Genomic DNA, 22,096 nt, shown 5'->3' with positions numbered 1-22,096 from the left:
TTGCACTCGCCCGGTCAGCTCTTGATCATGTTCCGCAGGACGTACTGCAGGATGCCACCGTTGCGGTAGTAGTCGGCCTCTCCGGGGGTGTCGATGCGGACGACCGCGTCGAACTCGACCTTCTCGCCGTTCTCGCGAGTCGCGGTCACCTTCAGAGTCTTAGGCGTACCACCCTCGTTGAGCGCGGTGATGCCTTCGATGTCGAACACCTCGGTGCCGTCCAGGCCCATGGTCTTGGCCGACTCGCCCTCCGGGAACTGCAGCGGGACGACGCCCATGCCGATGAGGTTGGAGCGGTGGATGCGCTCGAACGACTCGGTGATGACGGCCTTGACGCCGAGCAGGACGGTGCCCTTGGCCGCCCAGTCACGCGAGGAGCCCGAACCGTACTCCTTGCCACCCAGGACGACGAGCGGGATGCCGGCTTCCTTGTAGTTGACCGACGCGTCGTAGATGAACGACTGCGGGCCGCCCTCCTGCGTGAAGTCGCGGGTGTAGCCGCCGGACACGCCGTCGAGCAGCTGGTTCTGCAGACGGATGTTCGCGAACGTGCCGCGGATCATCACCTCGTGGTTGCCGCGACGGCTACCGAGCGAGTTGTAGTCCTTGCGGGCCACACCGTTGGCGTCGAGGTACTGCGCGGCCGGAGTGCCGGGCTTGATCGGGCCTGCGGGGCTGATGTGGTCGGTAGTGACCGAGTCGCCGAGCAGTGCCAGCACGCGTGCGCCCGTGATGTCGGCGACCGGTTCCGGATCGAGCGTCATGCCGTCGAAGTACGGAGCCTTGCGGACGTAGGTTGACTTCTCGTCCCACACGAAGGTGTCGCCCTCCGGCGTGCTCAGGCTCTGCCAACGCTCGTCGCCGGCGAACACATCTTGGTAGGAGTCGCGGAACATGTCCTGGCTGATCGCTTGCTTGATCGTGTCGTCGATCTCCTGCGCCGACGGCCAGATGTCCTTGAGGAAGACGTCGTTACCGTCCGTGTCCTGGCCGAGGGCCTGCGACTCGAAGTCGAAGTCCATCGTGCCCGCCAGGGCGTACGCGATCACCAGCGGCGGCGAAGCGAGGTAGTTCATCTTCACGTCGGGGGAGATGCGTCCCTCGAAGTTGCGGTTGCCCGAGAGGACGGCGGTCACGGTCAGGTCGTTGTCGTTGACCGCGGCACTGATCTCCTCCGGCAGCGGACCGGTGTTGCCGATACAGGTGGTGCAGCCGTAACCGCCGAGGTAGAAGCCGAGCTTCTCCAAGTACGGCCACAGGCCGGCCTTCTCGTAGTAGTCGGTGACGACCTGCGAGCCCGGAGCCATGTTGGTTTTGACCCACGGCTTCGAGGTGAGGCCCTTGTCGACGGCGTTGCGAGCGAGCAGGCCCGCACCGATCATGACCGACGGGTTCGAGGTGTTGGTGCACGAGGTGATGCCCGCGACCGCGACGGCTCCGTGGTCGAGGACGAACTCGCCGTGCTCGGCGGTCTTGACCGTGATCGGCTTCGACGGGCGGCCCTCGGCGCCGTTGGCTGCCGAGTGGACGTTCACTGCGCCGTCGTCGGCGAAGGAGAGAGCGGCCGGGTCCGATGCCGGGAACGACTCTTCGACGGCCTCGTCGAGCTGCGTGTGCGGGGTGGTGCCCTCTTCCACGTAGTTGTGGATGTCCTTGCGGAACGCGACCTTCGACTCGGACAGCAGAATGCGGTCCTGCGGACGCTTCGGTCCGGCGATCGACGGAACGACGGTGCCCAGATCGAGCTCGAGGTACTCCGAGTACACGGGCTCGTGTTCCGGGTCGTGCCACATGCCCTGTTCCTTGGCATAGGCCTCGACGAGAGCGAGCTGATCGTCGTCGCGACCGGTCAGACGCAGGTAGTTGATGGTCTCCTCGTCGATCGGGAAGATCGCACACGTCGAACCGAACTCGGGACTCATGTTGCCCAGGGTCGCGCGGTTGGCGAGGGGAACCTCGGCGACGCCCTTGCCGTAGAACTCGACGAACTTGCCGACCACACCGTGCTGGCGCAGCATCTCGGTGACGGTCAGAACGACGTCGGTGGCGGTGACGCCCGGCTTGATCTCGCCCGACAGCTTGAAGCCGACGACGCGCGGGATCAGCATGGAGACCGGCTGGCCGAGCATCGCGGCCTCGGCCTCGATGCCGCCGACACCCCAGCCGAGGACGCCGAGACCGTTCTCCATGGTGGTATGCGAGTCGGTGCCGACGCAGGTGTCCGGGTAGGCCTTGCCGTCACGGACCATGATCGAGCGAGCCAGGTACTCGATGTTGACCTGGTGGACGATGCCGGTGCCCGGGGGGACGACCTTGAAGTCGTCGAACGCGCCCTGGCCCCAGCGCAGGAACTGGTAACGCTCGCCGTTTCGCTGGTACTCGAGCTCGACGTTCTTCTCGAACGCGTTGGCGGTGCCGAATACGTCGAGGATGACCGAGTGGTCGATGACCATTTCGGCGGGCGAGAGCGGGTTCACCTTGTTCGGGTCGCCGCCGAGTGCGGTGATCGCCTCACGCATGGTCGCGAGGTCGACGATGCAGGGAACGCCGGTGAAGTCCTGCATGAGGACGCGGGCCGGGGTGAACTGAATCTCGATGCTCGGATCGGCGCTCGGATCCCAACTGGCCAGTGCGTCGATGTGTTCGGTCGTGATGTTGGCGCCGTCCTCAGTGCGCAGGAGGTTCTCGGCGAGAACCTTCAGCGCATAGGGCAGCTTCTCGGTACCGGGAACTGCGTTGAGACGGTAGATCTCGTATGAGTTCTCACCGACCGCAAGCGTGCCGCGGGCTCCAAATGAATTGATGCTCATGTGTGCTCCACTCTGTTCGGGCTGACCGGCGACGGGCTGCGTCCCCGGAAGTTTGTGAAGTGTCGCGAGAACGGCTTGGTCGATGCCGTGTCGCTACGGCTCTCATCTTAGCAGTACGAACGTACTGGTTTGCGCGGAACCGGAAGTCGACGCGCCGAATTCACCTGCGCTTGGGACGTGGCGCACTCCTGCCCGTATTGTCGCTGCCGTATTGTCAACGCGACAGTCGTCCGCCCACGCTCTGAGATGAGGAAGCCGCGCATGAGTCCGCAGCCGGTCATGTTCACCGTTGCCGCTCCCGTTCCGGTGGGTGACCTTCCCGGTGATATGTGGGCCGACCTGGATCTCGCCGCGATCAAGAAGCAGCTGGAGGCGACGGGTGTCTCGGCGCCAGCCGATCAGGTTCCGGAGCTGACGAAACTGGTCAAGGAGGCTAAGGCCGACGGGCACGACCTGTTCATCTTGGTCACCGATAAGAATTACGTGCCGTTCACTGTCTACCGCGACATCGCGCACGAACTGCAGACGTCCACTGGCGGCACTGTGCTCGTCTTCGGTCCGGGTGGCATTGGAACGAGCTCCACCGACTTCAGTCGTGTCGAGATCGAGGATGCGACGGGGGAGAAGAGCAAGGGCGTGTCGGTGCCGCAATCTGCTCGCGAAATATATGAGAAGGCTACCGAACCGAACGTCGACTGGACGCTGGCCACCATTGGGCTCATCGTCGTGGTGATCGTCGGCGCGGTGGCGGCGCGCCTGATGAGCCGCCGTCGCTCCGTGGCGGCCGAGACCGCAGCTGAGACCACCGACGAGTCCCCCGACACGGTGGACCCGTCGGTGGGCGACGTCGTTGCAGGCGCTCCAGGGTCGAGCGCCGACGACCTGCGCTGACTGCCGACCGTCCGCCGTTTGCTCCAGTCGGCGTCACTCTCGCCCGAGCTCCTGCATGTTATTGAACTGTGATGACCGACGCAGACCTCTGCTTTTCGCTGATCACCCACGTTTATGCAGGTAATCACGCCTTTGTAATTCTCTGACCGCAGTTTTCAGTGGTGCTCATGTGACGTACGGTGCAGGGGACACTTGTGGTGTGCGGGGGATGATTGTTAAGGGAGTGCACGGTAGATGCGATCTGATGCGGGCACGCGGTGGACCAGACGCGGAAGTGTGGTGGGAGCGTTCGCTCTCGCCACCCTTCTTGCTGCCGGACCTGCGGTCGCCGAACCGACGAAGTCGAATCCGGTCGCCGCGCTGATCAACCAGATCGCCGACGTCGACCAAAACCTGACCGAACTCGCTGACGCCGTCGCCGCCAAGCATGAGACCGTCAACAAGTCGCTCGTCGACTTCCAGAACGCGGTCGCCGCCAGGCAACTCGCGGTGGAAGCGAACAAGGGCGCAAAGTCGTCCTTGGAGGAGGTCAGCGGCGAGGTTGAGCGTGCGCAACGCGAGTTCGACGCGTTCGTTCGGACCGTGTACCGCCAGGGCAACGGGCAGGGCGCCATGACGAAATACGTCGCGTCGGACGACCCGGAGAAGATCCTCGAACAGATGTCCGCGGTCGACCAAGTGACACGCCAGCAGCAGAGCGTGATCCGTCGACTCCAGGTCGCACGCAACCAGCAGGCCAACCGTGTCGCGGCAACGGAAGTCACCAAGAAGCAGACCGTCGCCGCGGCCGCCGACGCGTCGGCCCGTCGTGACGACGCCGTCAGCGCGTACAAGGCGGCGCAGTCGGCAGTCCGCACCCAGCAGGGGCAGCGCGTTGAGCTCGCCCGTCAACGCGATTCGCTCGCCACGCGACTCGCGAAGCTGCGTGGCAAGCCGACGTCGACGACGACAACCGCACCGACCATGGCACCGAAGCGGCCGGCCGTTCCGGGAGTCCCCACAGAGGTGACCGACGGACTCGGTCGCGCCGTCGACGCCATCCCGAGCAAGCCAGTCGAAGGCGACGACGCGATGGCGCAGGCCGCGCAGGCAGCGGCGCGGCTCGCGACCGACACCGGACAGGCACTGCTGGCGAGCCTGGTCGGCAACCAGCAGATCCCGCATTCGGAGCTGCTCGACGAAATTGGCATCGGCGGGACCAGTCCCTTCGAAGAAGGCGACAACAACACGTTCACCCGACTCGGCAACGGATCCCTCGGCTCGATGTTCGGCGGGCAGGGCGGCGCGCCGGGCCAATTGCGCCCCGGGCTGCGCGGCGAACAGGCGATTAATCTCGTCGTCGACCGGATGAAATCCCAGCTCGGTGTCACATACGCGTGGGGTGGCGGCGACGCCAACGGTCCGACGCTCGGCATCCGCGACGGCGGCGTCGCCGACAGTTACGGCGACTACCAGAAGGTCGGGTTCGACTGCTCCGGCCTGATGATCTACGGCTTCGCGGGCGTCGGCATCGATCTGCCGCACTACACCGGCTACCAGTACACGTCCGGCCCCCAGGTTCCGCTGTCGCAGATGCGGCGCGGCGACATGATCTTCTTCGGCCCCAACGCGAGCCAGCACGTCGCCCTCATCCTCGGCGACGGGACGATGCTCGAAGCGCCGGAGTCGGGCGACGTCGTGAAGATCTCGCCAGTCCGGACCGCAGGCGCGATGCCGAACGTGGTTCGCCTGCTCTGAGTTCCGCCGCCGCGAAGTTGCGTTGCCCGTCGATGCCGTGAACGACGCTCCACGCGTGTGGGGCGGCGAACATCAACGGCCGACCGCTACTGTGGTCTGCAGAACCACGCACGTCGATCTTCAGGAGCGAACGCTTGACTTCAACGGACAGTCCGGACCTGGCACTCACCGCCGAGGACTCGAAGATACTCGAACGCGCGATGTACGAGGTCAAGCGCGTGATCGTCGGACAAGACAAACTCGTCGAGCGGATTCTCGTCGGGCTCCTCGCTAGGGGGCACATCCTTCTGGAAGGTGTCCCTGGCGTCGCGAAGACCCTCGCTGTCGAGACGTTCGCGACCGTCGTCGGCGGAAGTTTCTCGCGCGTCCAGTTCACCCCGGACCTGGTGCCGACCGACCTGATCGGTACCCGCATCTACCGCCAGGGCCGGGAAGAATTCGACACTGAGCTCGGACCGGTGGTCGCGAACTTCCTGCTCGCGGACGAGATCAACCGGGCTCCGGCCAAAGTGCAGTCGGCGCTGTTGGAGGTGATGGCCGAACGGCACGTGTCCATCGGCGGCACGACGTACCCGATGCCCGAGCCGTTCCTGGTGATGGCGACTCAGAACCCGATCGAGAACGAGGGCGTCTACCCGCTTCCCGAAGCGCAGCGCGACCGTTTCCTGTTCAAAGTGCTCGTCGACTATCCGAGCGTCGAAGAGGAACGCGAGATCGTGTACCGGATGGGCAACACGCCGCCGTCGGCATCGCCGATCCTCGATCCGGAGACCACGCTGCGACTGCAGGCGAAAGCCGCGAACGTGTTCGTCCACCACGCCCTCGTCGACTACGTGGTCCGTGTCATCAACGCCACGCGTCGGCCCGCCGAGGTCGGTCTCACCGATGTCCACCAATGGCTGGCGTACGGCGCGTCGCCGCGTGCCACGCTCGGCATCGTCGCGGCGGCCCGTGCGCTCGCATTGATCAATGGGCGTGACTACGTGACCCCGCAGGACGTGGTCGAGGTGATCCCCGACGTCCTGCGTCACCGTCTGGTCCTCAGTTATGACGCGCTCGCCGACGAAGTCACCGCCGAGCACATCATCACGCGGATATTGCAGACGGTCGGCCTGCCGCAGGTCAGTGCGACTCCGGTCGCGCAGGCGCAGTCGCCGGTCCAAGCTCAGGCGCCCCAGCCACAGGGTCAGCAACCACAGGGGCAGCAGGTGCCGCAGACGAGCGGTCCGGATCAGCAGGGTCATGCCGGGCGCTAGCGGCTACCCGTCATTCCACGAGGGGACGCTCAACGATCCGCAGCTGACGGCCGCGCTCAAGTCGCTGGAACTCACGGTTCGTCGCAAGCTCGACGGCGTGCTGCAGGGCGAGCATCTCGGTCTCATTCCGGGTCCGGGATCTGAGCCTGGGGAGGCGCGGCCCTACCAGCCGGGTGACGACATCCGGCGCATGGAGTGGTCGGTCACCGCACGCACGTCGACCCCGCACGTGCGGCAGATGATCGCCGACCGCGAACTGGAGACCTGGTTCGTCGTCGACGCGTCGGCGAGCCTGGACTTCGGTTCAGGAGACCGGACCAAGCGCGATCTCGCGGTCGCGGCCTGTGCGGCGATCGTGCACCTCACCGCTGGTGGCGGGAACCGGCACGGCGCGGTCATCGTGACCGGTGACGACATCGTCCGGATACCGGCACGAGCGGGTAAGGCGCACGATCGGGAGCTCCTCAAAGCGGTGGCCACCACCGAACGGAGTGCGCCCGGCGTGCGAGGCGATCTCGATGCGGGGCTCGAAGCATTGCGCAGACCGTTGCGTCGGCGTGGTCTGGCGGTGGTCGTCAGTGATTTCCTCGGGCCGCTCGACTGGACTCGTTCGCTACGCGCTATCGGCGCCCACCACGAACTCCTCGGGGTCGAGGTGCTCGATCCGCGCGACATGGAGATCCCCGACGTCGGTCAACTGACGTTGCGTGACGCGGAGACCGGTGAGTTGCTCGACGTCGATGCGACCCCGCAGCTGCGCGCCGATTTCGCGGCCGCGGCCAGCGCGCATCGCGCCGAGGTCCATCGAGTCTTCCGTGGCAGCGGAGGACCGGTGATGTCGTTGCGCACGGACCGCGACTGGATCTCAGACACGGTCCGATTCGTCGGCGAGCGGCGGCGCGGCATGGCGGCGGGGGTCGCCCGATGAGCGATTGGTTCGCGCACCCGTGGTGGCTCTTGTCGATCCTGTTGGTCGCCGCACTGGTCGGCGTCTACGTCTACGTGCTGCGCAAGCGCAAGGCTCGGTCGCTCGCGTTCTCGAACATGGATGTCCTCAAATCGGTGACACCGGGGAAGGTCGACCGGTTCCGGCACGTCCCGTTCGCAATCCTCGCCGTCGGACTGCTGCTGTTGACGATCGCGCTTGCGGGCCCGATCGCCGAACGCGAAGTGGCGCGCAACCGTGCGACCGTCGTGCTGGTGGTCGATGTCTCGCAGTCGATGAAGGCGACGGACGTCGCGCCTTCGCGGCTGCAGGCGGCACAGGCTGCGGGTAAACGATTCGCCGACGACCTGACCGACGGGATCAACTTGGGCCTGGTCTCGTTCGCGGGCACCGCGTCGACCCTGGTCTCTCCGACACCCGATCACAGCGCGACGAGGGACGCACTCGACAATTTGAAGCTTGCGGAGAAGACAGCGACCGGTGAGGGCATCTTCGCCGGTCTGCAGTTGATCCAGACGCTGAATGCGGCGTTGGGTGGCGACGACGCTGCACCGCCGGCCCGGATCGTGTTGCTTTCGGACGGCAAGCAGACCGTCCCGCAGAGCCCGGACGATCCGCGGGGTGGATTCACCGCGGCCCGCAAGGCGAAAGAAGAGGAGATTCCGGTGTCGACGATCTCCTTCGGCACATTGCACGGCACCGTCGACATCGAAGCGCCGGGCGGTGGCACTGAACGGGTCGGCGTCCCGGTGGACGATGAGTCGTTGCGGACCATCGCGAACGTATCCGGCGGCGACTTCTTCACAGCGTCGAGTCTGGACGAGCTGAACAAGGTGTACGACACATTGAAGAAGCAGATCGGCTACGAGAAGCAGCGAGGAGACGATTCGCGTCCGTGGCTGATTGCTGGAACGTTGATCGTTCTGTTAGGCGCGATCGCCGGTTTGCTGCTCAACCGCAGACTTCCGTAAACCCAGTGTCGCTACATCAGTTTTCCGTGACCCAAGATTTCGTGACCGAGACCGCGTTCGCAGTCGCGTCCTCCCTGAGATAGGTTGATCAACCATGGCAGAGACCACACAGACCCCCGAACAGACGTCGCGTTCGGTGTTGGTGACCGGCGGCAACCGCGGTATTGGGTTGGCAGCCGCGCGGCGGCTCGCGGCCGACGGACACAAGGTCGCGGTGACCCACCGCGGCTCGGGCGCGCCCGACGGCTTGTTCGGTGTGCAGTGCGACGTCACCGACACAGCGTCGGTGGAGCGAGCATTCGCCGAAGTCGCCGAACACCAGGGGCCGGTCGAAGTGTTGGTCGCCAACGCGGGAATCGACGAGAACATGCTCCTGATGCGTCTGTCCGAGGAGAGCTTCACCAAGGTCGTCGACACCAATCTGACCGGAGCCTTCCGCTGCGCGAAGGTCGCGACCAAGGGTATGCAGCGTGCCAAGTTCGGTCGCATGATCTTCCTCGGGTCGGTCGTCGCGACCTCCGGCATCCCCGGTCAGGCCAACTATGCCGCGTCGAAGGCCGGTCTGATCGGTCTCGCCCGGTCTATCGCGCGTGAACTGGGCTCCCGCAACATCACCGCCAACGTGGTGGCGCCTGGCTTCATCGAGACGGATATGACCGCCGCGATGGAGGACCGGTACGTCGAGATGGCCAAGCAGGCCATTCCGCTCGGCCGGACCGGCAAGCCCGAAGACGTCGCGGCAGCGATCAGCTTCCTCGCCTCCGACCAGGGCGGGTACATCAGCGGAGCGGTGCTGCCGGTCGACGGCGGCATGGGCATGGGCCACTGAGTCCGCACCCGTTGAGTCCGCACCCGTCCGACCTTCCCAACACCTCGAGTAGGAGCATCTCGTGACCGGCATTCTCGACGGTAAGACGATTCTCGTCACCGGCATCATCACTGACGCATCGATCGCGTTTCATAGCGCGCGAGTCGCACAGGAGCAGGGGGCGACGGTGATCATCACCGGCATTCCCGAGCGTCTGCGGCTCATCGACCGCATCGCCAAGCGTCTACCGCAGGAGGTGCCGCCGGCGATTCCGCTCGACGTCACCGACGAGGAGAGCCTCGGCGGCCTCGCCGACGCGGTCCGTGCGCTCGCCCCGCAGGGCATCGATGGTGTCGTCCACTCGATCGCGTTCGCGCCGAAGACGTTGATGGGCCCCGACGCGGTGCCGTTCCTGGAAGGCCCCGGCCCCGACGTCGCGCGGTCGTTCGAGATCTCGGCGTGGAGCTACGCGTCGCTCGCACGGGCGGCGCTGCCCGTCATGAACGAGGGCGGCTCCATCGTCGGCATGGACTTCGATCCGCGTACCGCGCTGCCCGACTACAACTGGATGGGGGTCGCCAAGGCCGCCCTCGAGTCGGTGAACCGGTACGTTGCTCGCGAGGTCGGCGAAGCTAAGCGGATCCGCTCCAACCTGGTGGCTGCGGGCCCGATCAAAACTCTTGCCGCGAAGGCTATCTCGGGTACGGCGACCGACGACGCCAAGAAGCTCAACATGTTGAACAAGTATTGGGACGGCGCGTCGCCGATCGGGTGGAACGTCGATGACCCGGGAGTGGTCGGCACCAGCGTGTGCACACTCCTGTCGGACTTCCTGCCCGCGACGACCGGTTCGATCGTCTATGTCGACGGCGGCGCCAGCCACAACACCTGGTTCCCGGACGACTTCCTGAACTGACATGCCTGCATCAGAGGGTCGACCGGTCGGCGAGCCGTTCGACGCGGTGCTTTTCCTATCGTTCGGCGGTCCGGACCAGGCCGATGATGTGCGCCCGTTCCTGGAGAACGTGACGCGTGGTCGGGGTGTTCCGCCCGAACGTCTCGACGATGTGGCGCAGCACTACCTGCATTTCGGCGGGGTGTCGCCGATCAACCGGTTGAACCTCGACATGATAAGTGCGCTCCGGGACGAACTCGACGGGCGTGGGCGGTCGGCGCTGCCGGTCTATTTCGGCAACCGCAACTGGCATCCGCTGGCGGCGGACACGCTGTCGTCGATGGTTGGGGACGGGCACCGGCGGATCTTGGTGTTCCCGACGTCGGCGTGGGGTGGCTATTCCGGCTGCAGGCAGTACCACGAGGACGTCGCGGGCGCGCGCCACGACGCCGGTGTCGGCGACGACATCGTGCTCCGTAAGCTGCCGCAGTTCTGTGACGAACCGGAGTTCCGCGGCGCCGTCGCTGACGCGGTACGGGACGGCCTGAACCGATTCCCGGACGGTCCGCCGCCGCGGCTGGTGTTCACCGCGCACTCGATTCCGGAGTCGGCCGACCGCGCGGCGGGTCCCGCCGCCGACGGCGGTCGGCTGTACTCGCGGCAGGTGTCCGACGCGTCGGCCGCCGTCGCCGGTCTGGTCGGTGTCGACGAGTTCGATGTCGTCTGGCAGTCGCGGTCGGGTCCACCACAGATCCCGTGGCTCGCTCCGGATATTTGCGACCATTTGCGGGCCTTGTCGGCCGACGGCATATCCCGTGTGGTGGTGTGCCCGATCGGCTTCGTGTCCGATCACCTCGAAGTGGTGTGGGACCTCGACTCCGAGGGCGCGGAGCTGGCCGACGAGCTCGGCATGGAATATGTCCGCGTCGCGACCGTCGGCACTTCGCGGCGGTTCGTGTCGTTGGTCGCCGACATCGTCGAACGCTATGCCGACGGCGGCGGCGACATCACCGCGATGGGGTGCGGCGACAACGGCCGCACCTGTCGGCCCGACTGCTGCGTCCCGGTGAAGCGAGCGGTGCGGTCCGAGTAGGACGGGCTGTTCGAGTGCGTCCGTTCACCGTCGATAGTCGACGATGCACGTGTTGATCGCGGACGTGCGGGCCGCGCGGGTGAGCGCGGTCAACGCGCGGAACCGGTCGTCGGCGAGTTCGTGTTGCACACCGGTGACCCCTATCGAGGACGTCCCGGCCAACGCGACGATCGCATCGATCTGGGCGGCCGACGCGAGTACCCGGTCTACCCGGGGATTGTCGTGCGGTGGGAGGTCGACGCGTCGCGCCGCTGTCATCGCGGCGAGTGCGTCGCGTAGGTCGGCGGGCGAGGTCGCTCGCATCCCGGACAGCCCCGCGATGATTTGCGCTGCCTCGCTGACCGCATCGCGCAACTGGTATTCGAGTTCGCCGAGCGGCAGGTCGGCGGACAGTCGGTCGACGGCTATCGGTGTCCGTGATCGCAGGAGCGTCCACCGGCAGCGTTCGGGCGTGCCGCGAGCGATCAACGCCAACGCGTCGACCGGGCCCTGCGCCGGGCACGGGCGAGGATCGATCAGGAGCACCTCGCCTGCCGCCATCGCGGCGTCAGTGAGCGGATCGGGCGGCAGTCCCTGCGCGTCGCCGGGGGCAGGCAGGCGGACCGCGAGATGGGCGTTGCCTGCGACCGCGTCGAGGACGGCGAGCGCGTCACCCGATGCGTCGACGGCGTCGAGTTCGTGGGCTTGCGCGAAGTCGTGCAGCGTGTGCAGCACATCGTCTGGCGCGCAGCGCTGAGCGTCGCGCGCGGCAGCCCACACGGCGAGAGTTGCCGTCGGCCAGGCGCGCATCGTGGTGGTTCCGGGAGTGCTCATCGCCTGCCAACGATACGCGGAGAGCCTCACCGGCCCGGCCTCCCACATGCCATAGGGTTGTGCACCGTGATGGACGATCGTTACGGCCGCGACGTGCTGGCCTCACCGCGCAAGAGCAAGCCGAAGGCCCCCGAGGTCGCGGCTGAACGCGACCTGGTGGTCGAAGACTTGGCCACCGGATTCTGCGGTGCCGTCGTTGGGATGGAACGTAGTTATGCCGGCGACATGGTGCGGTTGGAGGACCGCCACGGCCGGGTCCGGGTGTTCCACATGTATCCGGCCGCGTTTCTTATCGACGGCAAGCCAGTCACCCTCGTCCGACCGAAGGGACGCGGTCCCAACGCACCGCAGACCATTCAGACGGCGTCCGGGTCACGCGCGCTGCCCAAACAGCGGGCGCGCACCGCTCGTGCGAGCCGGATATTCGTCGAGGGCGTGCACGACGCGACACTCCTCGAACGCGTCTGGGGCGACGACCTGCGTTCGGAGGGTGTCGTGGTGGTGAGTCTGGACGGCTTGGACAATCTCGACGAGGCGCTCGCCGAATTCCAGCCCGCGTCGAACCGTCGAGCCGGAGTGCTCGTGGACCACCTCGTTGCGGGCACGAAGGAAGCGAAGTTGACCGCCGAGGTGGGGGAGAACGTCCTTGTGTGCGGTCACCCGTACATCGACGTCTGGGAGGCGGTGAAGCCTGCGTCGGTCAAGATCACCGCGTGGCCGAAGATCCCGATGGGGATCGACTGGAAGACCGGCATCTGTGACGAACTCGGGTGGGGGACTCCCCGCGACGGGTGGCGACGTGTGCTGGCAGGCGTGTCGAGCTTCCGCGACCTTGAGGTCCCGTTGCTGCGGAGTGTGGAGGAACTCATCGACTTCGTGACCGTCGGTCCGGACGAAGCCGACCGGTGACCTCTCGCGCGGGCGGTCCACGCTCGCGCCGCGTCTACAGTGCGATCAACCAGCCGATCCCGGCGACGCCGCACGCCCACATCACGGAGGCGAACGTGCCGAGGATGAACTGTTCGCTGGCTCGCGGAGCGCGCAGTTCGGAGAACCGGGCGAGGCTCTTGACGGCTAGGATCACCGCGAGCCCGGCAGGCCAAGACAATAGGAGGCACGCGGCGACACTCGCGCGTTCGAGCACTCCGATGATTCGGCCACCTCGCAGCGGCGTCCCGTCGGGTTCGTCGTCGCTCGGATCATCGTGATTGTCTGCGCGGGTCGGTATCCCGCCTGCCGCGAGGACGAGACGGACGACGTTGCTGCCCGTCGTCGCCGCGGTGACGACGGTGAGCACCGCGGCCGCGACGGATGCGCCGCCGGTCACCGGGTCGGCGGTCCATGCGCCGACGGCGGCGACGGCGAGGAGGACGGTGACCACGACGGCGGTCACACCGTCGGCGACCAGCACCTGCCGATCGGTGGCGTCGGGATCGTCGACGAGCCTGCTGCGCACCACGCTGCCGGCGATCGACACGATCACCGCGAAGGCGAGGAGTGGGACGGCGATCATCGCGTGTCCGCCTCGGTCAGGAGCCGGGCGAGAAGCGCTTCGGCGGGCGGCTGCAGATCCCAGCCGGCCGCCGCGAGCCGAGACGACATGGCTTGCGGGGTGATGCCGAGGCGGTCCGCCGCGGCAGCCTGAGTCAGGCCCGTCTGCATGAGCGCGACGGCTTCGCTCCCGGCTTCGGAGCGGTTCGCGAGGATGTCGATGAGGAGACCGGCCGCGGTCTGGGCGTGGACGGTCCAGTCGGAGGCGCCGACCACTCGGATCCGTCGTCGATCGCGTTTCGCGGCTTCAACGGCTTCGCGCGCGGCTTCGAATGCCCGGCCGCGGCCGGCGCGGGTCGCGGCGGGGAGCGGGAGATCCACATCTCCCACCCCGATGCCGACGCTCCATCTGCCGGTGGCGGCGAGGGCGACGGCGATCGTGGCGATTTCGTCGGCGGCGTCGAACACGGCCTGGAGTTCGTCGCCTGCGGTGCGATCGAATGGGCGGACGGTTCGCGCCCCCGCATATCGGCCGATGACGTCGGGAACCCGGTCCCGATCAGTCCGGCTTCCACGCTGGTCGACGGTGAGCACGTACATGGTCGTTCACCTCCCCGACGAATAATCAGGTTTGCTGACTTGATTGGACTCTAAACAAGGCTATAGACCTGATTGCTCAGGGGCAAGGCCTAATCGTTGACGGGCATTCGAGCGTCGAGGACGAGACCGACCAAGCCGACGGCGAACAGGCCGCCGGAGACGAAAAACATGGCCGGGTGAGTCTGGCCGGTCAGCGCGTCGGCAAGGAAGACGACGGCGGCGGTGCCCGGTGCGGTGCCGATCACCGACGCGATGAGGTACGGGGCAGGGCGCACCGCGGACAAGCCCGACACGTAATTGACGAGCGCGAACGGGCACACCGGGATCAGGCGGAGCGAGCCGACAGCGAGCCAGCCACGTCGTTCCAGGCGTCGCTCCACGGTCGCCACCACGGGCTTGGCCAGCAACGGCGCCACCCGGTCGCGGCCGAGCCTGCGGGCGAGTGCGAACGCGACGGCTGCGGCGAGGGTCGCCGCCGTCAACGAACCGACAAAACCGAGCACGGGTCCGAACAGGACGCCGGCCGCAACGGTGAAAGGAGTGCGGGGGAGCGGTGCGATGCACGCGAGCGCGTAGACACCGAAGAAGACCCAGGCGAACCACGGTCCAAGGCTGTCCGACCATTCCCTTGCCTGACCGATCGACGGCAGCGGGACGAAGTAGGCCCCGACGAGAAGTACGACGACACCGATCACACCGATGACGGCTCGGCGCGGCGCCAGAGAACGGCCTGCGGTCGTCGGCCCGGCGGGTCGATTGATCACCGCCACACCCTCGAGTGGGACGGCTTCTTCGGTCAAGCCTTCTCGGCCGTGTGCATCAGGGCGCATCGAGACTCATCCTACGATGAAGGTCACAGGCTGATGCGCTGGCCGAGCGATCGATCGGTTAAGGTGCTTCAGGCACGTTTCAAATCGCGTATGACGGAAGGCTGCTGACCCATGACGGCAGGTGATAATCCGGTGGATCCCCGGTTGAGCCAGGCGTACGACCGCTGGACGGATGCAGCGGCCGGAGTGCTGGCCAAGTCGGCACGCGTCTCCCCGCAGGAGTTGACCGACAGCCCCGAGGCGCTGTTGTCCACGCCGACCCGGGACGGCGTCGTCGTCCGGCCCCTCTACACCCGTAAGGACGAGGCCGCCGAACCCGGTGTGCCGGGCTCGTTCCCGTTCGTACGCGGCGCTGACCCGGTCCGCGACGTCACCCAGGGGTGGCGAGTCACCGAGCGCTTCGGCGATTCCACCGACCAGACGGACGCAGCCGGACTCAACGAGACGATTCTCGACGCCGCAAGCAACGGCACGAGTGGCCTATGGCTGTCGGTCGGCGAAAGTCTCGGCTCGAAGGCTCTCTCGCGCGTGCTCAACGGCGTCTATCTCGACTTGATGCCGGTGACGCTGGACGCGGGAGCCGACGGCATCGCCGCCGCCCGTGCGTTCCTCACAGTCCTCGCGGCGGCGCCCGCCGCCCCGGAGCGGGCCCCGACGACGGCCGCCACCACTCACAGCCTGGGCCTCTCGCCGTACACGGCAGCATTCTCGGGCCGGGCCACCGTGTCGACGTCCGACGCCGCAGCACTCGCTGCCGAAGCGCCCACGGGAGTGCGGACTTTCCGCGTCGACGGCACCGACTTCGCGCAGGCCGGCGCATCCAACGCGCAGGAACTAGGCCTCATCGTCGCCGCCGGGCTCGCCCACGTGCGCGACGCCGTAGCCGCAGGCCTGACCATCGCCGCGGCGCTGAATCAGGTGACCTTCGCCGTCTCGGTCGACGACGACCAGTTCGCGGGCATCGCGAAGCTTCGCGCACTACGCACAGTGTGGGCGCGTGTCGCGGACGTACTCGGCGCAGCGGACGCAGGAGCCGCGATCACCCACGCGGTGACCGATCTGGCCATGTTCACCCAGCGCGACCCGTGGGTGAACATGTTGCGCAGCACCGTCGCAGCATTTGGTGCGGGTGTCGGCGGTGCCGACCAGGTAACCGTGCACACCTTCGACGCCGCGATCCCGGTCGACGCCCGCACGTCGCGAACCTCGTTCACTCGACGCATCGCGCGGAACACGCAGCTGCTGCTCCTGGAAGAGTCGAATCTGGGTCGCGTGCTCGATCCGGCAGGGGGATCCTGGTACGTCGAATCGTTGACCGCCGACCTCGCGGCCGCCGCGTGGTCCGTATTCACCGATGTCGAGAAGCAAGGCGGATACCGAGCCGCTCTCGACGCAGGCGATGTCGCCGCGCAGGTCTCGCAGGCGTTGGCCGCACGGGAGGCCGCCGTCGCGCACCGCACTGCTGCGGTCACCGGCGTCAGCGAGTTCCCGAACTTGGGGGAACCGACCTTGCCCGCGGGTTCGGCCGACACCGACGACCTGCCGACGGCGGCGCCCAATCTGGCTCGCGTCGCACGCCGATTCGAAGCTCTGCGTGACCGCGCTGACGCCGCGCGGACACGCCCGCGGGTCCTGATGCTGCCGCTCGGCCCGATCGCCGAACACAACGGCCGGACGACGTTCGTCGCGAACCTACTCGCCGCAGGCGGCATCGACGTCATCAACCCCGGACCGTTGAACCCGGGCGACGTCGCCGCCGCAGTCGAGGCCAATCCGAGTGCTGTCACCGTCCTGTGCGGCACCAAGGCCCGTTACGCAGACGACGGCGCGGCGGCGGCCTCGGCCGCGCGAGCTGCGGGCGTCGGCCGACTGCTGGTCGCCGGACCTGAACGCGAGTGGGCCGCCGACGAGGCGGTCGACGGTCACCTGAAGGTCGGCATCGACGCCGTCACAGTCTTGAGTGAGCTGCTCGACACCCTCGACCCTGACACTGCCCCTACTGCAACTGCGGGAGCGTGAACGCATGAATGACACCACCATTCCGAGTTTCGCCGACGTCGAACTGACGACTCCCGCCGCGCAAGCGGGTAGCGGTGAAGCTCTCACCGAAGGCCTCGCGAGCCCGCATGGCTACACGGCCGACCAGGTCACTTGGGACACGCCGGAGCAGATCGCGGTCCGTCCCGTCTACACCCGAGCCGACCGCGACGCGGCGGCAGACGGCGGATATCCGCTCGACTCGATCCCCGGCGAGGCGCCGTTCATCCGCGGTCCGTACCCGACGATGTACGTCAACCAGCCGTGGACAGTTCGCCAGTATGCGGGCTTCTCAACGGCAGCCGAATCGAATGCCTTCTACCGTCGCAACCTCGCGGCAGGCCAGAAGGGTCTGTCGGTGGCGTTCGACCTCGCGACGCACCGCGGCTACGACTCCGACCATCCGCGCGTCGCAGGCGACGTCGGCATGGCGGGCGTCGCGATCGACTCGATCCTCGACATGCGTCAACTGTTCGACGGCATCGACCTGGGCAGCGTCTCGGTGTCGATGACGATGAACGGTGCTGTGCTGCCGATCCTCGCGTTGTACGTCGTCGCCGCCGAAGAGCAGGGCGTGCCGCCGGAGAAGTTGGCCGGGACCATCCAGAACGACATCCTCAAAGAGTTCATGGTCCGCAACACTTATATCTATCCGCCTGCCCCGTCGATGCGAATCATCTCCGACATCTTCGCGTACACCAGCACCAAGATGCCGAAGTTCAACTCGATTTCGATCTCCGGCTACCACATTCAGGAAGCGGGGGCGACCGCGGATCTGGAGCTCGCGTACACGCTCGCCGACGGCGTCGAGTACATTCGCGCCGGCCTCGAAGCAGGCCTGGACATTGACAAGTTCGCGCCGCGCCTGTCGTTCTTCTGGGGCATCGGTATGAACTTCTTCATGGAGGTCGCCAAACTGCGTGCCGCGCGCCTGCTGTGGAGCGAACTGGTCGCCGACTTCGAGCCGACAAACACCAAGAGCCTGTCGCTGCGCACCCACTCGCAGACATCTGGCTGGTCGCTGACCGCGCAGGACGCCTACAACAATGTCGCACGCACCTGCATCGAAGCGATGGCGGCGACGCAAGGCCACACGCAGTCGCTGCACACCAACGCGCTAGACGAGGCGATCGCCTTGCCCACGGACTTCTCGGCGCGGATCGCCCGCAACACCCAGCTGCTGTTGCAGCAGGAGTCGGGAACTACCCGGCCCATCGACCCATGGGCCGGCTCGAACTACGTCGAATGGCTCACCCACCAGCTGGCGGAGAAGGCGCGCGCACACATTCAGGAGGTTGAGGCCGCAGGCGGTATGACCAAGGCGATCGAGGAGGGGTTGCCGAAGCTTCGCATCGAAGAGGCTGCGGCTCGGACCCAGGCTCGAATCGACTCGGGCCGCCAGCCGCTGATCGGCGTCAACAAGTATCGGCCGGAGCAGGACGAGGAGATCGACGTCCTCAAGGTCGAGAACTCGAAGGTCCGTGCCGAACAGATCGCGAAGCTGGAGAAGCTGCGCGCCGATCGCGACCCGTCGGCCGTCGACGCCGCACTGGCGAACCTCACTCGCGCCGCCGCGGAACCGGGCGGCAGCGATCTGAGCAACAACCTGATGGCGTTGGCGATCGATGCGGCGCGCGCGGGCGCGACCGGCGGTGAGATTTCCGACGCGATGGAGAAGGTCTTCGGACGTCACCAGGCCGAGATCAAGACGATCAGTGGTGTCTATCGGAACGAAGCGGGTGATGCGGTGTCGAACATCGACGAGGCGCTGGCCGTGGTCGACGAGTTCGCCGAGGCCGAGGGCCGGCGTCCGCGTGTCCTCGTCGCGAAGATGGGGCAGGACGGCCACGATCGGGGACAGAAGGTGATCGCAACGGCGTTCGCCGATCTGGGCTTCGACGTCGACGTGGGCCCGCTGTTCGCGACGCCCGAAGAGGTCGCGGCACAGGCTGCCGACAACGACGTCCATGTGGTTGGTGTGTCGTCGCTGGCAGCAGGCCATCTCACGTTGGTGCCCGCTCTGCGCGAGGCGCTCGCGGCCGTCGGTCGTCCGGACATCATGATCGTCGTGGGCGGTGTCATCCCGCCGGGCGACTTCGATGAGCTGTACGAGGCGGGCGCGGCGGCGATCTTCCCGCCCGGCACGGTCATCGCCGACAGTGCGGTGGATCTGATCGGTAAGCTGGCCGACCAACTGGGGCTGGAACTTGCCTCACGGAGTGTCTGAATCGGTAGGCGAGTGAATCGGGAAACTGTATGAGCGCGGCGCAACGGCGCCCGATCGACGTCGACGCCCTGGCGGCCGGTGTGCTGGCGGGGCGTCGCGCCGATCTGGCGCGGGCAATCACTCTCGTCGAATCGACCCGTCCGGATCACCGTGAGGCAGCACAGAACCTGCTGCTGCAGGTTAGTTCGCGCGCGGGGAAGTCGTTTCGGGTCGGGATCACCGGTGTGCCCGGTGTCGGAAAGTCGACGACCATCGAAGCACTCGGGATGCATTTGATCTCGCAGGGGCATCGGGTGGCGGTGCTCGCGGTGGATCCGTCGTCGACGCGCACCCGCGGTTCGATCCTCGGCGACAAGACCCGCATGGGACAGTTGGCGGCGGCGGAGGAGGCATACGTTCGTCCGTCGCCGACATCGGGAACGCTCGGCGGTGTCACGAAGGCGACCCGCGAGACGATCGTGCTCGTCGAGGCCGCCGGATACGACGTTGTACTCGTCGAGACCGTCGGCGTCGGGCAGTCTGAGGTGAGTGTCGCGAACATGGTCGACACGTTCACCTTCCTAACGCTGGCGCGCACGGGAGACTCGTTGCAGGGCATCAAGAAGGGTGTCCTGGAGCTCGCGGAGATCGTCGTGGTCAATAAGGCGGACGGCAAACACATCAACGAGGCGCGGGGAGCCGCGCGCGAGCTGCGGAACGCGTTGGGCTTCATCTACCCCCACGATGCGTTGTGGACGCCGCCGGTCCTGACGATGAGCGCGATGGAAAAGTCGGGTGTGGACGACTACTGGGCGGCCGTCGAAAAGCATCGTGACGTCCTGACCGAGGCGGGGGAGTTCACTCGCCGCCGCGCACAGCAGCAGGTCGACTGGATGTGGACGATGGTCCGCGAAACCGTGTTGAATCGTATCGACGCTGCCCCCGGTGTCCGGGAGATCCGCTCGGAGGTGGAGGCGTCGGTCCTCGACGGCTCGCTCACCCCAGCGCTTGCCGCACAGCAGATCGTCGACCGAGCAGGTCTCTAGCACTTCGTCCGCGGGCATAAGTCTCACAGATACGGCGAGATAGCCGAGATATCGGCTCGAATGTCCACCTGTGTGAGAGTTGTGCCCGCCGACGATCGTGCGGCAAAAAGGATGCCGCGACACCGTTCTCACGATGTCGCGACATTCTGTCTGTGTCCGAGGGGGGACTTGAACCCCCACGTCCGTTAATAGGACACTAGCACCTCAAGCTAGCGCGTCTGCCATTCCGCCACTCGGACTCGATTTAGTTGTTGCACGGGCGTTCCGCTCGTGCTCGACAACAATAACCAAGGTTGCCCCGGTATCCCAAATCGCCTAGTAATTGAGGGTGTGAGCCCGATTCAAGCAACCGAAGAAGTCGTCGACATCGTCAGTCGACTCATCCAGTTCGACACGTCCAACACCGGTGTCCCGGAGACAACGGTCGGTGAGGCGGACTGCGCCCGCTGGGTGCAGGAACAATTAGCGGAGGTCGGATATGCGACCGAGTACGTCGAATCGGGGATGCCGGGACGCGCCAACGTGTTCGCACGCCTGGAAGGTGCGGACCGCCAGCGCGGCGCGCTTCTGATCCACGCGCATCTCGACGTGGTGCCCGCGCGAGCCGAAGACTGGAGCGTTCACCCGTTCTCCGGAGCGATCCGAGACGGTTACATCTGGGGCCGTGGTGCGATCGACATGAAGGATATGGCCGGCATGGCGCTGGCGCTGGCGCGCCAGTTCAAGCGTGACGGCACGGTGCCGCCGCGCGACATCGTGTTCGCGTTCCTCGCCGACGAGGAGGCGGGCGGCGCGCTGGGATCGCAGTGGTTGGTCAAGAACCGCCCCGAGTTGTTCGACGGCATCTCCGAGGCCGTCGGTGAGGTCGGCGGGTTCTCGTTGACCGTCGACCGCCCCGACGGCACCGTGCGCCGCCTCTACCTTGTAGAGACGGCCGAGAAGGGCTTGGCGTGGATGAAACTCACGTGCAACGCCACGGCGGGACACGGTTCGTTCCTTCATTCGGATAACGCAGTCACAGAGATCGCCGCCGCGGTCGCGAGGATCGGCGCGCACCGGTTCCCGCTCGTGATGACCGAATCGGTTTCGGAGTTTTTGAAGGCGCTGTCGGAGGAGACCGGGCTCGACTTCAGCCCCGAGACCCCCGACCTGGAATCGGCTCTATTCAAGATCGGCAACCTGGCGCGCATCGTCGGTGCGACGCTCCGCGACACCGCGAACCCGACGATGTTGTCGGCCGGATACAAGGCCAACGTGATTCCGCAGCAGGCTGAAGCAGTCATCGACTGCCGCGTCCTGCCCGGCCGCCAGAAGGAGTTCGAGGCGACCATCGACGAACTCATCGGCCCGAACATCACCCGCGAGTGGATCACCCACCTGGACGCCTACGAGACGACGTTCGACGGGCACCTCGTGGACGCTATGAACGACGCTGTCGTAGCTCACGACGCGGACGGCCGCACCGTGCCGTACATGCTCTCCGGTGGCACCGACGCGAAGGCGTTCGCCAAGCTCGGGATCCGATGCTTCGGGTTCGCGCCGCTGCAGTTGCCGCCGGAACTCGATTTCGCGGCCCTGTTCCACGGAGTGGACGAGCGAGTGCCGGTAGAGTCGATTCTGTTCGGTACCAAGGTTCTTGAGCATTTCCTCCACCACTGCTGATCGT

18 protein-coding genes and 1 tRNA gene are annotated in these 22,096 nt (G+C 66.4%); 13 read left to right on the top strand and 6 right to left on the bottom strand.

From position 1 onward, the window contains the following. Positions 1-14 precede the first annotated feature (14 nt). Positions 15-2,810: an aconitate hydratase AcnA gene (acnA, locus tag MP11Mi_RS16180; protein ID WP_420039899.1), complete on the bottom strand. Its 2,796-nt coding sequence runs from the start codon at positions 2,808-2,810 to the stop codon at positions 15-17. A 261-nt stretch (positions 2,811-3,071) separates the two neighbouring features. On the opposite strand from acnA, the gene MP11Mi_RS16175 reads away from it, so the two are divergent. From MP11Mi_RS16175 to MP11Mi_RS16140, 8 genes are all read left to right on the top strand, one after another. Next, complete coding sequence (locus tag MP11Mi_RS16175; protein ID WP_420039898.1) at positions 3,072-3,701, top strand: Rv1476 family membrane protein; 630 nt, start codon at positions 3,072-3,074, stop codon at positions 3,699-3,701. 234 nt (positions 3,702-3,935) lie between these two features. Continuing rightward, positions 3,936-5,438, top strand: coding sequence for an NlpC/P60 family protein (locus tag MP11Mi_RS16170; RefSeq protein ID WP_420039897.1), 1,503 nt, complete (start codon positions 3,936-3,938; stop codon positions 5,436-5,438). A gap of 134 nt (positions 5,439-5,572) precedes the next feature. Further along, a complete protein-coding gene (locus MP11Mi_RS16165) occupies positions 5,573-6,694 on the top strand; it encodes an AAA family ATPase (RefSeq protein WP_420039896.1) in 1,122 nt (373 codons plus the stop codon). Beyond that, positions 6,681-7,622, top strand: a complete 942-nt coding sequence (locus tag MP11Mi_RS16160; protein WP_420039895.1) for a DUF58 domain-containing protein — start codon at positions 6,681-6,683, stop codon at positions 7,620-7,622. The genes MP11Mi_RS16165 and MP11Mi_RS16160 overlap by 14 nt, the downstream gene beginning before the upstream one ends. Then, complete coding sequence (locus tag MP11Mi_RS16155) at positions 7,619-8,611, top strand: VWA domain-containing protein (RefSeq protein ID WP_420039894.1); 993 nt, start codon at positions 7,619-7,621, stop codon at positions 8,609-8,611. Before MP11Mi_RS16160 ends, MP11Mi_RS16155 begins: the two co-directional genes overlap by 4 nt. A 94-nt stretch (positions 8,612-8,705) precedes the next feature. Next, a complete protein-coding gene (fabG1, locus tag MP11Mi_RS16150) occupies positions 8,706-9,440 on the top strand; it encodes a 3-oxoacyl-ACP reductase FabG1 (RefSeq protein ID WP_420039893.1) in 735 nt (244 codons plus the stop codon). Between the two features lie 61 nt (positions 9,441-9,501). After that, on the top strand, positions 9,502-10,335 hold the full coding sequence (inhA, locus tag MP11Mi_RS16145; protein ID WP_420039892.1) for an NADH-dependent enoyl-ACP reductase InhA: 834 nt from the start codon (positions 9,502-9,504) through the stop codon (positions 10,333-10,335). Between the two features lies 1 nt (position 10,336). Then, the gene (locus MP11Mi_RS16140; RefSeq protein WP_420039891.1) at positions 10,337-11,407 is read left to right on the top strand and encodes a ferrochelatase; all 1,071 of its coding nucleotides are present in this window, start codon (positions 10,337-10,339) and stop codon (positions 11,405-11,407) included. Between the two features lie 24 nt (positions 11,408-11,431). Here the strand turns inward: MP11Mi_RS16140 and MP11Mi_RS16135 are convergent, their stop codons facing one another. Then, a complete protein-coding gene (locus MP11Mi_RS16135; RefSeq protein WP_420039890.1) occupies positions 11,432-12,220 on the bottom strand; it encodes a serine/threonine protein kinase in 789 nt (262 codons plus the stop codon). Positions 12,221-12,289: 69 nt separating this feature from the next. Here MP11Mi_RS16135 and MP11Mi_RS16130 point away from each other — a divergent pair, with 69 nt between their 5' ends. Then, positions 12,290-13,129: a DUF3097 domain-containing protein gene (locus MP11Mi_RS16130; protein ID WP_420042136.1), complete on the top strand. Its 840-nt coding sequence runs from the start codon at positions 12,290-12,292 to the stop codon at positions 13,127-13,129. 34 nt (positions 13,130-13,163) lie between these two features. On the opposite strand, the gene MP11Mi_RS16125 is transcribed toward MP11Mi_RS16130, so the two are convergent. The 3 genes from MP11Mi_RS16125 to MP11Mi_RS16115 form a co-directional block, all read right to left on the bottom strand. Continuing rightward, a complete protein-coding gene (locus MP11Mi_RS16125) occupies positions 13,164-13,733 on the bottom strand; it encodes a hypothetical protein (RefSeq protein ID WP_420039889.1) in 570 nt (189 codons plus the stop codon). Beyond that, positions 13,730-14,311 (bottom strand): hypothetical protein, encoded by a 582-nt coding sequence (locus MP11Mi_RS16120; protein ID WP_420039888.1) that lies wholly within the window; start codon positions 14,309-14,311, stop codon positions 13,730-13,732. The genes MP11Mi_RS16125 and MP11Mi_RS16120 overlap by 4 nt, the downstream gene beginning before the upstream one ends. 89 nt (positions 14,312-14,400) lie before the next feature. Beyond that, on the bottom strand, positions 14,401-15,141 hold the full coding sequence (locus tag MP11Mi_RS16115) for a TVP38/TMEM64 family protein (RefSeq protein WP_420039887.1): 741 nt from the start codon (positions 15,139-15,141) through the stop codon (positions 14,401-14,403). 111 nt (positions 15,142-15,252) lie between these two features. On the opposite strand from MP11Mi_RS16115, the gene MP11Mi_RS16110 reads away from it, so the two are divergent. Genes MP11Mi_RS16110 through meaB form a run of 3 tightly spaced genes read left to right on the top strand, consistent with a single transcriptional unit; the run spans position 15,253 to position 20,430 of the window. Next, entirely contained in the window at positions 15,253-17,160 is a 1,908-nt protein-coding gene (locus tag MP11Mi_RS16110) for a methylmalonyl-CoA mutase family protein (RefSeq protein ID WP_420039886.1), read from the top strand. Between the two features lie 4 nt (positions 17,161-17,164). Further along, complete coding sequence (gene scpA, locus MP11Mi_RS16105; RefSeq protein WP_420039885.1) at positions 17,165-19,405, top strand: methylmalonyl-CoA mutase; 2,241 nt, start codon at positions 17,165-17,167, stop codon at positions 19,403-19,405. A 29-nt stretch (positions 19,406-19,434) separates the two neighbouring features. Beyond that, positions 19,435-20,430: a methylmalonyl Co-A mutase-associated GTPase MeaB gene (meaB, locus tag MP11Mi_RS16100; protein WP_420039884.1), complete on the top strand. Its 996-nt coding sequence runs from the start codon at positions 19,435-19,437 to the stop codon at positions 20,428-20,430. Positions 20,431-20,583: 153 nt separating this feature from the next. Here meaB and MP11Mi_RS16095 read toward each other — a convergent pair. After that, positions 20,584-20,669: transfer RNA gene (locus tag MP11Mi_RS16095), tRNA-Leu, on the bottom strand. Positions 20,670-20,760: 91 nt separating this feature from the next. Here MP11Mi_RS16095 and MP11Mi_RS16090 point away from each other — a divergent pair. Beyond that, the gene (locus MP11Mi_RS16090) at positions 20,761-22,092 is read left to right on the top strand and encodes a M20/M25/M40 family metallo-hydrolase (protein ID WP_420039883.1); all 1,332 of its coding nucleotides are present in this window, start codon (positions 20,761-20,763) and stop codon (positions 22,090-22,092) included. The last annotated feature ends 4 nt before the right edge of the window (positions 22,093-22,096 follow it).

The organism is Gordonia abscondita (assembly GCF_032711245.1).
Taxonomy (GTDB): Bacteria; Actinomycetota; Actinomycetes; order Mycobacteriales; family Mycobacteriaceae; genus Gordonia.
Note: the sequence above shows the minus strand (reverse complement) of the source record. Positions and strands in the feature narration are given on the sequence as shown.